This window comes from Methanococcoides burtonii DSM 6242 (assembly GCF_000013725.1).
GTDB classification, from domain to species: domain Archaea; phylum Halobacteriota; class Methanosarcinia; order Methanosarcinales; family Methanosarcinaceae; genus Methanococcoides; species Methanococcoides burtonii.
On sequence record NC_007955.1, the window covers coordinates 314,537 to 329,796 of the forward strand.

The following is a 15,260-nucleotide window of genomic DNA, read 5'->3' on the forward strand; positions in this document are numbered from 1 at the left end:
GTTGATTTATTCACTCATCCTTCTGTGAATAAAACCGCCAAGCCAGTAGCCCACCATGCCGATAGCAAAAGCAAGTGGTACAAGGATCAGCATCTTGAAGCCCATGGGGATGAGCAGGGGAAATGCTATCAGCACAAAAAGGAATATAAATATGGAGTATCCTACATATTGTGCTTGTTTTGTACTAATATTTCTTATTGCCATAATAATTCTCTATAATCTGATATTATTTAAATGGAGCCTCAACTCAAAATGTGCAATGTTAAATAATTTATGTGCATATGATTAATAGTAGCAGAAATTACATTTTAAAAAAAGGTGTTATAAATGGGATTGGAAAGTTTTATCGGAAGTGTTTTTGGGAGATCTAATCAAGGCGAAGTTACTGGACCTGTGATTGTGGAGTTGAACACGAATCTCTTTTTGATAAACACTTTTGCTTTTGAGGCAGAGGTGGAGCATTCAAACTTGCCTGTTGTAGTCGATTGCTTTACAAAGACATGTCCACCTTGCAAAAAGATGGGTCAAGTATTCGAAAAAGTGGCCAGCGAATATGAATCGAAGGTAAAGTTTATTAAGATAGACCTCAAAGCTTCACCTGCGATTGGAAAAAGATTCAATATATTAGGTGTACCCACTCTTCTTTTCTTCAAAGATGGGAATCTGCAGAATAACGTTGTTGGATTCACCAATGAGGATAAGTTCAGGGAACATCTTGATAACTTGCTGGAACAATTGTCAGGAAATAGTCCATCAGAAGTGATAAACATGACAGATAATGAATCTACTAAAGAAGACATGCACGCATGGACCGCCAAATATGCTGATAAGGCAGGATATATGTTAAATCCTGATGAAGAGTCATTGCATCTTGTTCTTGAAGGACTCGCAAGGAACAGGAACAAACATGGGAAGAATTACTGTCCTTGCAGGATCGTGACTGGCGATGAGCAGGAGGACAAAAAGATAATCTGTCCATGTATATATCATAAGGATGAGATTAATGATGGTGGTTCCTGTCATTGTGATCTGTTCTTTAAGAAAAAGGACTGAAACGAAGATATCGCATCCCTTCTTTTTAAATTTTAATATTTTTCAGGTGAATTTATGGCAAATGCATTAGAAATATACCAGTTACTACCAAAAACAAATTGCAAACAGTGTGGAAAAGCGACCTGTATGGCGTTTGCAGCAGCGCTTCTTTCAAGAGAGGTAGTGGTCGATGATTGTCCGCCTCTGAAAGAGGACAAGTTCAAAGATAAATATGAAAAACTTTCCGAGATCATCACGCCTGCAGGAGAGGCTTCGGAGTCTGGTATGATAGTGCATACTGAAAAATGCATTGGATGTGGCAACTGTGTTGTTGCATGTCCTGTTAATGTGGCTGAAGATCCTCATGGTGCGGGATCAGGGAGAGCACCTACCAGTGACAATGTCATCCTTCGTGTGGAAGATGGTGTTGTACGTCTCTCCAATGTAAGTCAGTGTCGTCGATTTGGTGAAAATAAGATACTATGCAATGGTTGCATCGTCACATGTCCTACAAAAGCAATTGAATTCGTCTGATCATGGTGTGAAACAAATGGAAACTGAATATTACGTTTGTACAGGGTGCGGACTTCTCTGTGATGATATAGAGATCGAGCTAGAAAATGGTAAGGTCTCAAAGGTGAACAATGCATGTCTAAAAGGTGTAGCTCGCTTAAAAAAATGTGATAGGCCTGCTGAGTGCAGGATAAACAACGAACCTGCAACTCTTGAAGCTGCTATCATAGAAGCTGCTCGAATACTCAAAGAAGCCAAATCTCCGGTGATATTCGGGATGGGAAACTCGACTAGTCAGGCTCAAAAAAATGCTATTGAGGTGGCAAAAAAAACGGATGCTTATTTTGATGATACTTCTTCTTTCTGTCAGGGGCCTATCGTTGAAGCAATACTTGAGAGCAGGATAAGGACCTGCACACTTGATGAGGTAAAAGACAAGGCGGATGTTATCGTTTACTGGGGTGCAGATCCCTCTAACTCACACCCGAGACATTTATCCAAATACACCTACTTTCCCCGTGGAAAAGAAAGGCAACGCGGCTGGGAAGAAGATCGTACGGCAATTTGTATCGATGTGAGAAAGTCTGATACTGCTACTATCTGCGGTGATAAGTTCTACCAGATACCACCACAGGCAGATGAAGAGTTGCTTAATGCACTCACAAATGGTCTTTCCGGCAAGGTCCCCAAGGTTTCTTTCGGAATGAGTCCGAAGAAGATACTTGAACTTGCGAATATGCTTAAAAAAGCTGAATTCGGGGTGATCTGTGTTGGCTTGGGTCTTGTTTATTCACTTGAGGAAATTGAACCGCTAGTCCGTCTAATGGATAAGCTCAATGAAGTTTCGAACTTCCATCTCATCCCAATGGTCGGTCAGTATAATATGCGGGGATCCAATCATAACCTACACGGGGAAACTGGATATATTAACCGTGTCAAATTCACAGGGGATGATGTTGAACATGGACCACACTGTTCTGTTGTGGAATTGCTGAGGAAAAGAACCGTTGATGCAGCGCTTATAATAGGGTCTGACCCGATGTCAAGTCTTCCAGGTAGTATTGCAAAAGAGCTGTTGGACATTCCGGTCATCACGATTGACCCCTGCAATACTCTGACCTCCAGAAAAGCAAAAGTGTCAATTCCAGCTGCCACTGCAGGTTCGGAGTGTGGAGGAACTGCTGTCAGGATGGATGGTGTTGAAGTTGAGTTCAAAGCCATGATTGAAACTGATCGAATGTGTGATGCAGAGATACTGGAACGCATTATGGGGGAATTATAAATGGGATTTGGACAATTTCTTAAAGCTCCTGAATACGATATCAAGATAATAACATACAGGGATGTCTTCCAAAGCACTGCTCTTGAATCATCAGGATGTGGGGATGAATATGCCGAACGTTCAGCTGTAATTCTGCTGGACAAAGGTGACATGAAGAAAATGGTGCTTAAGGCTGGAAGAAAGGCAGTTCTTAAGAACAACTTCGGAAGAGTTGTTGTGCATCTCAGACCTTCCGACTACGAGAAAGGGCATGAAGGCATCGGATACATGACCAACAGCCCCTGGTCAAATGCACTGGTATCTTCTGAGACAGGTGGCTCAGGAGTTCCGAAATTCAAAATGATAATTGCATCCATCTCCGATGCAAAGGATGAAAAGGTCACTAGTTTTGATGAGTGACCTCATTTTTTGATTTATGAATAAATTATTCTAGGCGTTGGCTATCAACAGTTTGGGTGCAAAGCCCGACTAAAGTTCAGATAAGTTCCTTAGGCTGCTTTTTTTCTGGTAATACTGGCAATGGCATAGTATTGACAAGAATGGGACTTTCAACTTCCTTTGCACGTTCAAGTAAAAGTTCTTTTCCTTTTTGCGTAAGTGCAAAAAGAGGCACTGCAGTCCCGACCTGTGCCAGAGGTTTGATGATATCCCGTATCGCTTTTGATGCACAGGAAGCAATGATGTCAAGATACTTTACTATCTCAAGTGCATCTTCCCTGCTAAGGCCGGTAGTATGGGCGCCGATTATCATCATTTCAAGGTTGTTCTCACTCTCAATTTCACGAAGTATTCTGGCAGTTTCCGGGTCAACAACAGTAACCGCAATTCTCTTGAAACCGAGTTCAATTGCTTTTAGTACTCCGCCGATTGGGTCGATGATGGCCTTAGATGGTTCAAGCACAATACCGCCCATCTTCTCAATACGATCTATGACCTCATCAATAGGTTCGGTCTCCACAAGTCCCGATATCCTTGCACCCATTCCTTGAACAAGCACAGGATTATTCGTGATAACAGTGCCTGCCCCATCACAAACTGTCACGGTGGTATCGAGAATGTCCCTTCCAAGTCCTGTCATCATGACTTCGGAAGCACCAAAACCTACGAAAACATCCATCTCAAGCATACGGTCCTTTGTAAAAAGACCAAAATCTTTTATGCGAAATTCCATGTTCTCCTTAACAGCTTCTCGTGTGATCTTTTTGATGCCTCTTGCTTTCTCGAACAGTGGGCACCAGTCGATCTCCGGTTCACCGACTTCAACCACTTTGCCATTCTCTACAACGACTTTCGTCTTTCCAAGGATTTCCATTACATGTGCCATTATTGTAACCTCATAACTGATTTTTGAGAACAATTGTTCTAATTGGATATTCAATAGTAAAATAGAAAAGGGACTTAGATAGCTTCCCTTCTGTCAAAGACCCTCTTAGCTTTACCTGTGGTTCTTGGGATTGTCCCCTTTTCCACAAGTTCTACATTGGCCCTGATGTTCAATACGCTCTTAAGCTCACCTTCAACAAGTCTTCTTGTTGATTCGAGGTCCTTTATCTCACCTGTGAATGCACCTTCATCGAGTTCTACTCTGACTGTTATCTCATCCAGTTTATTCTTGTTCCTGTCAAGATATATCTCGAACTGGTCGGTGATCTTCTCGATCCTCACAAGAACATTCTCTATCTGTGATGGGAAAACATTGATGCCTCTTACAATAAGCATATCATCTGCTCTTCCGAGTATCCTTGAGATGCGATTGCTCGTACGTCCGCATGCGCACTCACTTTTAAGAAGTCTTGTAATATCTCCTGTACGATACCTGATCATAGGAAGCGCTTCCTTTGTAAGTGATGTGAGTACAAGTTCTCCTTTTTCACCTTCAGCAACCTGCTCTCCATCTTCGTCCAGCACTTCAACAAGATAATGGTCGCTCCATATGTGAAGGCCATCCTGTTCCTGACACTCGAATGCGATGCCAGGTCCCATCATCTCAGAAAGTCCATAGGAATCATAAGCCTTAATATTAAAAGCATCTTCAAGTTCTTTTCTGGTACTGGATGACCATGGTTCTGCACCAAAGCATCCGACACGTAATGATAATTGATCAATGATATTCATTTCCCTGACGGTTTCTGCAAGGTACAGTCCATAAGAAGGTGTACAATGAATAGCAGTAACGCCAAAGTCCTGCATCATTTCGATCTGTCTGGCTGTGTTTCCAGTCCCGCTTGGTACGGCCATGGCGCCAAGTTGTTCGATACCATAGTGAAAACCCAGTCCGCCTGTAAAAAGACCATAATTGACAGCATTCTGAAAAACATCGTTTGCGTCCAGCCCTACCATTGTAAAATTACGTGCCATCATATTTGCCCATGTTTCAATATCATTGGCAGTATATCCAACAACAGTTGGTTTTCCACTTGTTCCTGAAGAGGCGTGAATGCGCACAACGTCTCTTTTTGGGACTGCAAAAAGACCGAATGGATAGTTGTCACGCAGGTCCGTCTTTTTGGTCATTGGTAACTTTCTGATATCATCTAGTGATCTTATATCTTCAGGAGTTATGCCAAGTGCTTCAAATTTCTCTCGATAAAAATGCACATTATTGTAGGCAGATGCAGCCGTTTTTTTCAAGCGGTTCAATTGCAGTTCACGAAGCTCATCATGTTTCATCGTTTCATATTTTGGCTGCCAGTATTTCATGATGTGATCACCTTTTCACATCTGAATGAATTCAATCTTTAAATGATTTACTGTACTTTTTTTAATGTCTTGCAGGGCATGGAAATTATCCAATTGATCAAAATACAGTGTATTAAAGTCTCTCTTTTTTGCGAATGTATGAAGCCATAACACATACGTTTAATAAAATATTTATAAATCTATATTATTTGTACATAATTTTAGTTTTTATGGACATGCAGTTCTAATACGTGTGCAAACATTTTTTATTTGAGGGTTGTCAATGAGCAAAGAATCTGTATTATTTAGAAATAGCACCAATAATCTAAACTTCCACAATATTACAGCTGCACTATGGAAAGATTTCATATACGGTGGGCATATTTTTGCATTTGGGGCTATCTGCGTAGCTATTATGGCATCGATAATATTTGCCATTCCGATAACCTGGGATTTTATGTTGATCATCTACCTGATATTCTATTCAATATATGTGTATGATTATTTTACTGGTGCAGAGGAAGACAAGGGAAATTACTCAAGTCGTTCAGAATATCTGCAGAAAAATGACGAAAAAATGCTGATCGGTACCATATATGGTTCCATTGTGGCAATAGCTTTCACATATTTAATTTTCAGTGATATCAAAAATATGCTCATTGGATTTTCGATCCTTATACTGGGGCTTATGTACCATTCACACTTTAAATCCATTACAAAAAAATTTCCCGCATTCAAGAATTTGTTCGTATCTCTTGTATGGGGTCTCCTCATCTACATAATGTTCATCTATTATGGGTATCAAATAGACATGTCTGCAATGGTCATATCAGCTTTTGTATTTCTTAGGATGATGGGAATCCAGATAATGTTCGATATTCGAGATATGGAAGGGGATCGGATAAAAGGGTTGTTGACCATTCCAGCAATATTCGGTCATGGCAAAAGTATGTCTTTTCTCAAAATGCTCAATATTGTAACCTTAATATTGCTTGCATTTGGTGTCTATATGAAAATATTGCCAATTTTTGTCTTAATGATAATGTTGGTAATGGCTTATTCAATTAAATACAAAGACAAAGTTCTAATGTCAAGAAATGATCACCGATGCTATATCCTTGCAGCAGGGGAGCCTGTTGTGTGGGCAGTCCTTGTTTGTGTGGGTATAGTGCTCTCCAGACTAGTTCCTTATGCGTTCGATATCGGCATTATGATATTTTGAGGACCAAACGTGTAAACATCTGCCATCGAGTTGGGCATTTTCATTTAAACCGGCAGATAACACATTCAATACTTTCATCGAGCAGAGTTCTGGTGTTGATAATTCCTACAACTTTAAATGATTGTGTGGGTGAACCTGGATGGATCGCTTCTACATTGCTACCGATACCTATCGCAAGGTTATCTGCAAGTCTATCACCAAGAACGATGCCATGTCCTGTAAGTGCAAGCATTGTGAAGCTTCCGGAAATAATATCTTTGCTGACATACATTACCTGATCTTCAGCTTCCGGTTCTATTCCTTTGAGAAGAGCTCCTTCCACATTGTCCTTGTATTTAAGGACAGCCTGGCACGAAAGATACGGTGATACTCATTTCACTCCTTCTTTCCCTTTTATTAATTATAGGAGATATTTGGAATGAAGTCCATCACCATCTTCGGGGTGTGGACTTATTACGACATGTGGGGAAATTTCGATGGTAATCTCCATAAGTTCCTCCTGTGCACGTGTTATCATTGATATCAGGACGATTATGGTGCTCACTGCTTGCAACTGCCATTAAAGAAAAGAATGCGTGGTGAAGGTGTGAGTTTATATGGCGCATTTCTATGGTAAACTCGAACATCAAAAACACTCCTGATAAACTCTCAAATAATGATCTTATTATAATATTTTTTTTGTTTAATACTTATTTGTATTGCTGTATTGCTGTATTGCTGTATTGCTTACAGTAAATTTAGAGATCCTGGTGGGTTATGTATGTATTTCATGTATGCATAGCCGAAAGTTATTATTTTAATAAATTCAATCGATGCATCTTGAAAATTAAATAATCGGATTTGAGATTTGATTTGATCTTATTTTATATCGGTCGGATTATGTACATAAATTGCAAAATTTACGCCACATGAATTAAGTCCATGTCCATGAAAACATCTTTATCATGAAGGTGTCTGAAAAGAGAATAATTGCAATTGATGCAGCAATAATACTTTTGTTCAGTTTTCTGCTTGTAGCAACAGTGACGGTCGTTTCAGCCGAGGGAGATGGGATCTTCACATCTGCTGAACTTAGTTACGAACTTCTCGATGACGAGAATATTGTGCATGTAACTAAAGAGGTCACATTCAATAACGTCGATGAAAGTACACGTTACTGGCAAGGATATTACGACACCTACAATTATTACATTCCGGAGAATGCTGTGGATATCCGGGCATATGATAGTTCGGGCAGCATGGAATATACAAGAGGGGATGGGAATTTTTATGTTTTTAGATTCAATGAACGAGTCTGGCATAAAGAGTTTTACTCATTTGTAGTCGAGTATAACATACCTGTTAATCAAAATACTGCAGTTTTCAAGATCTGGGACAACAGTGATGTCGCAACTGCAAAGATTATCGTGCCTAATGAATATGAGCTATATACGACTGATCAGGATTGCGTAACATCGTATCTGGATGATATTTATGTACTTGATCCTGGTATTCTGGGAAAAAATGTTGCATCAATAACGATTGATCTTGTAAAGCACACCGAATTGAACAGTATGGTTGAAACTGTGGTACTAAAACAAAAGGATATTCTTGTGACAGTCAAGTACTGGGATGGGGAAGAGCAGTGGGCAGAGCATGTCATGGATACAACATCCAGAAGTCTTGTTATGCTCGAAGATAGTTGGGGTGTGGCATATCCTGCTGGTTATGACATAACTATTATTGAAGGTAGTATGGAAGATACTAGTGGTTATGGGGGGCTTAATAATTGGAGCAATGGGATATTGCTGCTTCATACATCAAGGGATATAACATTGATACATGAGTTGGCCCATTACTGGACAGAAAGCTGTTCTTTTGAGCAATTGTGGATGGATGAAGGCTACGCTAATTTTTATGCTTTAATGGTGCTTGAAAAACTTGATCCAGTGCAAGCCACAAAAGAATTGGACAGGCTCTATGAAATTGGAGAACCTGAAATGAATGAAGGGTCACTTACCGATTGGTCGATACCTTCTGAATTAGTTTCAGGTAATGCATATCAGACCAAACGAAATTACAAAAAGGCATTCATTCTAACTTATTCTCTCTATAAAGAGGTTGACATTGATATCTTTAAAGACGCTAATATTGAATTCATCAATATGGGGCATGTTGGTAACAATGACCACATAAGTATCATGGAAAGTATTTCTGGCAAAGAGCTTGACGCAATATACGATCAATATATCTAATTTCTTTAATGATCTGGTGAAAACGAGTTTTTTTAATTTACTAAGGCACATATTTTTATAGTTATCAAAGACTATTATATTTAGCAACCCTGCTCATGCATATGTTCTTACAAAATTGCAGGTTTTGTTCTAAGAGGTATCTCAAATGGATTTTATTGAAAAGCTTAAGGAAAAACAAAAGGATCAAAGTGCTAAAAACTGGTTTGACCTTGGAATTCAAACGAAAAGCCTGGATAAGAAAGTGAAATATTTCACAAAATGCCTGCTGATAGAACCCGGAAATGTACAGGCATTAAGACTCATGGCGGATGCTCAGCAAGAACTCGGAATAATAGATGCTGCACTGGGTTCAAGGGCAAAGGCAGATGAGATCGAAGGTATTGCAAGTGGTTTTGAGCAAGATGATGATGTAGCTTTTGAAACTGTAAACTTTAGTTCAGATACCCCCATTTTAGAGGAAGAAAGTGTACCTGCACAACAGAGTTTATCCTTTTCAAATGATTCTCCGATGGCAGGAATTTCCACGGATGAGATTGTTCCTGCTGATGATGTGGTGGGCATAATAGAAGAGCCGCAGGACGGGCTGGAATCAGTGAACCCTGAAATTAAAAGCAACAAGTGGACGGCATTTGAAGATGCAAAGGCCAAAGGGCTGAAAGGAGAGCCTGAGGAACTTTCTGGATTTGATGCTGAAGCACGCATGTCAGAGGAGTCTGAAATAAAGGGATCTTCTGTACTTCCTGAAGAGCGGGACAGTATTATGTTCGTTGAGTCTGCAGATGATAAAAATAATGGCATATTTGTTAAAGATGTAGATAAGGGAAGCGAGGGGTCAGTTTCTGAACCTAAACTAGAAAAGCCTGCTATACTGAAAGTAGAACCCGCTGTTGTGGAAAAGGCAGCCGTTCAAAAAGTTGCTAAACCTGTAGTTGAGGCAAGAGCAAATACTTCTGTAACAGAACCTCCTGTCAAAAAAGCAACACTTGTACAGAATATGCCTGCTACAGCCCCTCCGGCAATTTCACAAAATGAGATCGGAGGCGTGGTGTCTGTTACAATTCCTATGAAAGAGATAGTCAAGTTCTGGGTCGTAGGAATCATTGCTATGGTGGTAACAGGGTTCATGCTAACTTCATTAGTGGGGCAATAAAAGGGTACCATTGATATGTGGTACCCCTTTTTTTATTGTATTTTACTCGTCATAGTCTTTAATACAATTTATTTCCATATGGATTGGGTAATGTCAGAGACGGCTAAGGTAATTTTTTCGGATAAATTATATTTTGTATCGTATCTGAAAACACCAAACTCTTCTATAATGTCTGAACTGTCGGTCAAAATGGTCCTGTCATATGCACGATCGGTACTTTTGGTAGTGGTGTCGCAAGAATCATTTATGAGCCAGATGTAATTGTCCAGGGCAGAGGTATCATCCACATTAAAGTAGTTACTATCCGCATTGAGATTCCCCATAATAATAATATCGTTTTCTTCCGGATATTGTGAACGTGAATATGATAACACGTCACCAAGAGCATTTATTTCTTCAGTTGCTTCATCAGGATCTGTGTGAATAACATCATGGCTGCATCATAGTCGCCATCTAATGCTCGGAATGATGGGTTCTATAAAAGCTGGTTCGTCAGTGTCAGAAGCTCTGGGTGGATTATCTTTGCCTTGTTAGTATCGTTGATTTTTATGTTTAAGTTTTCAGTACTCGTTGTTGTGATCTCATCTGAATTAATGGAATTTCTTCAGGTGGACTGATGCAACCGGAAATTGCCAATGATAAGACAATTGCTACAATAAGAATTGATTTTTTCATATCAGTCTCCTTATTTTTTAGAGGACAGTGTTGTTTATTATATTATATTATATTATATTATATTAAACGTATTAAAATATGCAGGGCTGTATCTGTTATCTATCTCAGAAATAAAACTATATATGTGCTATAAAAATATCGAATTTTTGTTGAATATTATTCTAAAATTCAATATACTTTGCATTGTGCTTAATGTGGGGTTATAGGATGTATAAATGGCGACTAGTAAAAGTTAGTTAGGGAAGACCCCTGATTTTAATTTAAAATCGATGATTCTTCTATATCCTCATCCCCTAAAATTGTTGATAAATTGTATTGGCAAACAATGTATCGCACAAAAATTAATTGAAAAATATGTAGCGGCGATCATTTCAGAATATTTTATCTGATCGCACACCTTTATCTTGATCGTTTTAAATAATAGTAAGATTCACATCCACTTAATATCGTTTAGGTGGTCTGTGGCTCTGGTAGCATTCCTTGCAGTATACTGGCCTGTCAGGGTCCGGTACGAAAGGCACTTCTGTTTCCTGACCGCAGTCAGCACATTTAGCTTTGTGCATCTCTCTTGGTCCATTATTGAAACCACCGCTTCCGCCGCCTCTGCCGTTAAAGCTTCTTCTTTCCATCTCTTTTCCTCCCTTTATATTTTATACCAAATTCATCCAAAAAGAGCCGCACTTGGGGATACCTTATTCTTGGGAGGTCTTGATGGATTCGTTGACTTATTCAATTCAGGGTCTGATTATATATAGCACTGTTGGTTTTTCAGAGAACTGGAAATTCAAAATATTGCTGTGATGCCGTTTGGTTCTGTTTTTATCGGCTTTCAGTGGATTATTTTTGGATCATTTATTTATCTTTTAATTGATCTATTGTGAAAAAATTCATTATTTTCAATTTTTATACAGGGAAATAATTCATTATGTGAAACATGATATTTCAAAAAATTCTATCTCACTACCGTTATCATGCTCAGTATATCCTCTACATGGTATAATAGTCCTGTTCAATGCTTCCAAAATGCCAGGTGTTAACAGAACAATAATTGCAAAGACCTCGACTCTTCCGATAACATGCTAGCAATAAGGGTGAATTTATCAGGATTGGGTATGGGCTCAAAGTCTGCTGTTGTCTATCGAGTGGTTGTGGGGTAAACTTTTCGGGTAGTAGTTGTAGCTGAAAATGCCAGTACGTGAATATGCTTCGATTTTGAATCATATGGGCAAGAATAAGGGCTGCTACTGTAGTGATCGAGAAATATGATTTAAAATCCTGATGTCTATCAATGATTAGCAAAATATTGCAGTAATATTATGCCTGCGATAAAGATGAATAATTGTGGTAATCATCTTGCTATCCTCATATCTGGTGATCAATTTCTGTACTCTGGAATGGTATTTGGATAAAGCCCTCAAAAGTCAAACCATTCCATCATCATAACCATCATCATCAGAAAAGTATATTTACGAGTAAAACCAATTAAATATTAATCAGGGATGATAAAAGTATGAATCAATGGAACAAAATCATAAAAGATGACAAAGCATTTACTGGGCTTGAAGCCGCAATCGTTCTGGTTGCATTTGTAGTCGTAGCAGCGGTTTTCAGTTATGTAATGCTTGGAGCAGGGTTCTATACAACCCAGAAGAGTCAGGAAGTCGTACACACAGGTGTGGCGCAGGCCAGTAGTAGTGTTGCAGTGGCTGGGGACGTTGTCGCTAAAGGTCATACGTCTGATGGAAGTGTTGCAAATATTACTTTCTATATATCAACCACAGCTGGAGGGTCGCCTGTAGATCTCAGCAAATCTATTTTGACATACACCGATTCGGATAATTTTGTAGCTAACTGTAATTGGAGCACTTCAGCTATAATTGGGGACAGTGATGAGTTGGTTGAGAAGGGAGAGAAATATCAGATCACAGCTGAATTGGGGGCTGGGGGGTCATTAGTTACAACCATGCCTGGTGTGAACGAAAAGATAAAGATTGAACTTAAGCCACCAACTGGGGCTGTATTGATAGTAGAAAGATCTATGCCTCCTGAAATTACTGCAAATAGTTATTATACGGTTTATTGAGAAGGTGATGGAAAATGTTTAAGAAATTCTTTAATGATGATAAAGCATTTACTGGACTTGAAGCAGCAATTGTTTTAGTAGCGTTTGTCGTTGTGGCTGCTGTTTTCAGTTATGTCATGCTTGGAGCAGGGTTCTACACAACCCAGAAGAGTCAGGAAGTCGTACACACGGGCGTGGCACAGGCCAGCAGTAGTCTTGAGGTAAGTGGGGATGTTATTGCATCTGGAAACATTACTGCTAATACTATTGAAAATGTGACCGTATTTGTGCAACTTACTGCGGGAGGTTCACCTATTGATATGAACAGAACTATAATCACATATACGGATCTTAATAACCATGCATCCTTTACTATGGATGATCCCGAAATGACCGTGCCAGCAAAATATGGCGGTGCCGATGCTGATAACCTTCTTGAGAAATTCGAGAAATTCGAAGTGCGCATTGATCTTAGCAGCTATTCTATAAGTGCTAACGATGAATTCCAGTTTGAGATAAAGCCACCTGAGGGAGCTTCCTACACTCTGCAGAGATCGGCACCTCCTCAGATAGACGCAATAATGACACTCTATTAATGAGTGTCTCATCTTTTTTTATTTTCGGATGAGGCATAAGAAATATCAATTTATAAATCGATGTCATTAACGTCAATTTAACTATTATATATATGGTCATATTTTAGGTGATGTACAATGGGTGATGCAGAAGGTTTCGACCAGTCAATGATTGATACTCTGATGACGAGTGCTGAAGGAGACACCGTCGAATCAAAAGTTGCGGACTTGGAGGTAGAGCTAGTTGAAATCAAAGGTTCTGTCAAACAGCTCCTTCTGGATATCAGGGAAACAATGAGCACGATTGAAAATCCTTTTCAGAATGTTCAGGCATTAGCCAATATTACTGCTCCAGTAACTGCTCAAGCCCCTGAACCACCTGTGAATACCACTCCAATAGTTGAACCGATAGTGGATACTCCGACCATAGAACCTCCTGTGAATATTCCTCCTGTGGATGCAATTCCTGATGCATGTGAAGTTAGGTCAGTCTCACAGAATATTCCTGGTTTTACTGATAACAATAAGGCAAATTTTGCTATGGGTGTCAATGATTATGCTCAAAAAGCAAATGGTATTTCTGACTTGAAACTTACTGATCCACTTTCTCTCCACAAGACAATTGTTTGGGGGAAGGATATGGTCAAAAAATATGATTCTGAAACCATGCCGGAATTACTCGATATATTCTCACTTTTGGGCTATCTTCCAGAGAATACGAAAAAGATCTTACTCAAAATTACAAATATTCTGTATGAAAATAATGATCTCGATGAATCAGTTATGGATCTATTCAGGCTTTCTCGTATACTCAATCCTGATGATTCGAGCCTTGACTCTATGGTACTGGATTATGTTTTGAATGAACAAAATATGGAGAAAACATGTCAAGCGAAGTCCTAACTACATCAATACTAACAATCGCAAGTATTGTAGCTGTCATAGCCCTCATTAATACTGTAGTTCCTTCGATCAATGAGTTGTCGCGTTCTTACTCAGCTATTTCACATGAAATGGGGACTGAAGTTAAAACTGATATTGATATAATTTTTATTTCTACTCAGGAAAACAACATTTCTCTTTGGGTCAAAAATGTTGGCTCTTCCCGGATTCCTTTATCATATCTTGGAATGAGTGATATTTTCATCACGTCCTCTTCTAATAGCTGGCATCCTTATTTTGAAAATGCATCTGCTCCTACCTGGGATTATACGCTTGAAAATGGTGATGGAAGTACATGGGATGCAGGTGAAACAATTAAAACGAGCATCGAGTTAGATACTCTACCCAGCGACACCTACAATATAAATTTCGTTCTTTATAATGGGGTATCTGGGTCGGATATATTTTCTAAGTGATAGCATGGGTCTTGATACAGTAATTGTGGCCTTTTTTGTTATTACGACTATGTTAGTTGTAGCAAACACCCTCGTATTCGGAATGAATGAATTCATAGATTCGTCTTTTGATGGGTATAGTGCAATGCATACAACGACAATAGATAAAATGCAAACAGATATTGAAATACAGAATATCTGGTTTAATTCAACGGAAAATCATCTTCATTTCATGGTGGAAAATACCGGTGAGACAAAGTTAAGTGAGTTCGATCTATGGGATATTATTGTTATTAAAAACGGTACTGCCGATTATATGGGTGGCAATAGGTGGGCACTGGATGTCTATGATGGCCAGCTAAATCCCAACATTCTAGATCCACTCGAAGAAATGGAGATTGAGATAATGGAAGAATATAACAATGGGGATGCTATCATTTTGAAAGTTATAACTCCAAACGGCATAGTTTCCTCTAAAGGCTGGACAATTGGTGGTTAA

The 15,260-nt window shown here is 39.2% G+C and carries 19 protein-coding genes; 12 read left to right on the forward strand and 7 right to left on the reverse strand.

Annotated elements, in window-relative coordinates:
• Positions 1-6 precede the first annotated feature (6 nt).
• Positions 7-204 carry a hypothetical protein gene (locus tag MBUR_RS01700; protein ID WP_048063146.1) on the reverse strand — a complete coding sequence of 66 codons (198 nt, stop codon included), beginning with the start codon at positions 202-204 and terminating at the stop codon, positions 7-9.
• Positions 205-327: 123 nt separating this feature from the next.
• On the opposite strand from MBUR_RS01700, the gene MBUR_RS14595 reads away from it, so the two are divergent.
• From MBUR_RS14595 to MBUR_RS01720, 4 genes are read left to right on the forward strand one after another with little or no spacing between them, the layout of a single operon-like run.
• On the forward strand, positions 328-1,053 hold the full coding sequence (locus tag MBUR_RS14595) for a ferredoxin-thioredoxin reductase catalytic domain-containing protein (protein ID WP_011498492.1): 726 nt from the start codon (positions 328-330) through the stop codon (positions 1,051-1,053).
• Positions 1,054-1,107: 54 nt separating this feature from the next.
• Complete coding sequence (locus tag MBUR_RS01710; protein ID WP_011498493.1) at positions 1,108-1,566, forward strand: (Fe-S)-binding protein; 459 nt, start codon at positions 1,108-1,110, stop codon at positions 1,564-1,566.
• A 16-nt stretch (positions 1,567-1,582) separates the two neighbouring features.
• Complete coding sequence (locus tag MBUR_RS01715) at positions 1,583-2,827, forward strand: formylmethanofuran dehydrogenase subunit B (protein WP_011498494.1); 1,245 nt, start codon at positions 1,583-1,585, stop codon at positions 2,825-2,827.
• Positions 2,828-3,226, forward strand: coding sequence for a formylmethanofuran dehydrogenase (locus MBUR_RS01720; RefSeq protein ID WP_011498495.1), 399 nt, complete (start codon positions 2,828-2,830; stop codon positions 3,224-3,226). It abuts the gene before it with no gap.
• A gap of 76 nt (positions 3,227-3,302) precedes the next feature.
• On the opposite strand, the gene MBUR_RS01725 is transcribed toward MBUR_RS01720, so the two are convergent.
• Together MBUR_RS01725 and MBUR_RS01730 are read right to left on the reverse strand one after the other, a co-directional pair.
• The gene (locus MBUR_RS01725) at positions 3,303-4,151 is read right to left on the reverse strand and encodes a methanogenesis marker 8 protein (RefSeq protein WP_011498496.1); all 849 of its coding nucleotides are present in this window, start codon (positions 4,149-4,151) and stop codon (positions 3,303-3,305) included.
• A 74-nt stretch (positions 4,152-4,225) separates the two neighbouring features.
• Positions 4,226-5,527: a phenylacetate--CoA ligase family protein gene (locus tag MBUR_RS01730; RefSeq protein WP_011498497.1), complete on the reverse strand. Its 1,302-nt coding sequence runs from the start codon at positions 5,525-5,527 to the stop codon at positions 4,226-4,228.
• A gap of 262 nt (positions 5,528-5,789) precedes the next feature.
• Here MBUR_RS01730 and MBUR_RS01735 point away from each other — a divergent pair, with 262 nt between their 5' ends.
• The gene (locus MBUR_RS01735) at positions 5,790-6,728 is read left to right on the forward strand and encodes a UbiA family prenyltransferase (protein WP_011498498.1); all 939 of its coding nucleotides are present in this window, start codon (positions 5,790-5,792) and stop codon (positions 6,726-6,728) included.
• 40 nt (positions 6,729-6,768) lie between these two features.
• Here the strand turns inward: MBUR_RS01735 and MBUR_RS12795 are convergent, their stop codons facing one another.
• Together MBUR_RS12795 and MBUR_RS13705 are read right to left on the reverse strand one after the other, a co-directional pair.
• A complete protein-coding gene (locus tag MBUR_RS12795; RefSeq protein WP_052286177.1) occupies positions 6,769-7,050 on the reverse strand; it encodes a hypothetical protein in 282 nt (93 codons plus the stop codon).
• 78 nt (positions 7,051-7,128) lie between these two features.
• Complete coding sequence (locus tag MBUR_RS13705) at positions 7,129-7,272, reverse strand: hypothetical protein (RefSeq protein ID WP_157196616.1); 144 nt, start codon at positions 7,270-7,272, stop codon at positions 7,129-7,131.
• Positions 7,273-7,672: 400 nt separating this feature from the next.
• Between MBUR_RS13705 and MBUR_RS01745 the strand changes: the two genes are divergently transcribed.
• Entirely contained in the window at positions 7,673-8,962 is a 1,290-nt protein-coding gene (locus MBUR_RS01745) for a hypothetical protein (protein WP_011498499.1), read from the forward strand.
• Positions 8,963-9,107: 145 nt separating this feature from the next.
• On the forward strand, positions 9,108-10,112 hold the full coding sequence (locus MBUR_RS01750) for a hypothetical protein (protein WP_011498500.1): 1,005 nt from the start codon (positions 9,108-9,110) through the stop codon (positions 10,110-10,112).
• Between the two features lie 68 nt (positions 10,113-10,180).
• Here the strand turns inward: MBUR_RS01750 and MBUR_RS01755 are convergent, their stop codons facing one another.
• Together MBUR_RS01755 and MBUR_RS01760 are read right to left on the reverse strand one after the other, a co-directional pair.
• Complete coding sequence (locus tag MBUR_RS01755; protein ID WP_011498501.1) at positions 10,181-10,486, reverse strand: hypothetical protein; 306 nt, start codon at positions 10,484-10,486, stop codon at positions 10,181-10,183.
• A 741-nt stretch (positions 10,487-11,227) separates the two neighbouring features.
• Positions 11,228-11,416: a CxxC-x17-CxxC domain-containing protein gene (locus MBUR_RS01760; protein WP_011498502.1), complete on the reverse strand. Its 189-nt coding sequence runs from the start codon at positions 11,414-11,416 to the stop codon at positions 11,228-11,230.
• 881 nt (positions 11,417-12,297) lie between these two features.
• Between MBUR_RS01760 and MBUR_RS01765 the strand changes: the two genes are divergently transcribed.
• From MBUR_RS01765 to MBUR_RS01785, 5 genes are all read left to right on the forward strand, one after another.
• On the forward strand, positions 12,298-12,870 hold the full coding sequence (locus tag MBUR_RS01765) for an archaellin/type IV pilin N-terminal domain-containing protein (protein WP_011498503.1): 573 nt from the start codon (positions 12,298-12,300) through the stop codon (positions 12,868-12,870).
• A 14-nt stretch (positions 12,871-12,884) separates the two neighbouring features.
• Positions 12,885-13,445 (forward strand): archaellin/type IV pilin N-terminal domain-containing protein, encoded by a 561-nt coding sequence (locus MBUR_RS01770; RefSeq protein WP_011498504.1) that lies wholly within the window; start codon positions 12,885-12,887, stop codon positions 13,443-13,445.
• Between the two features lie 117 nt (positions 13,446-13,562).
• The gene (locus MBUR_RS01775; RefSeq protein ID WP_011498505.1) at positions 13,563-14,327 is read left to right on the forward strand and encodes a hypothetical protein; all 765 of its coding nucleotides are present in this window, start codon (positions 13,563-13,565) and stop codon (positions 14,325-14,327) included.
• Positions 14,309-14,782, forward strand: a complete 474-nt coding sequence (locus tag MBUR_RS01780; protein ID WP_011498506.1) for a hypothetical protein — start codon at positions 14,309-14,311, stop codon at positions 14,780-14,782. The genes MBUR_RS01775 and MBUR_RS01780 overlap by 19 nt, the downstream gene beginning before the upstream one ends.
• A gap of 4 nt (positions 14,783-14,786) precedes the next feature.
• The gene (locus MBUR_RS01785; RefSeq protein ID WP_011498507.1) at positions 14,787-15,260 is read left to right on the forward strand and encodes a flagellar protein FlaF; all 474 of its coding nucleotides are present in this window, start codon (positions 14,787-14,789) and stop codon (positions 15,258-15,260) included.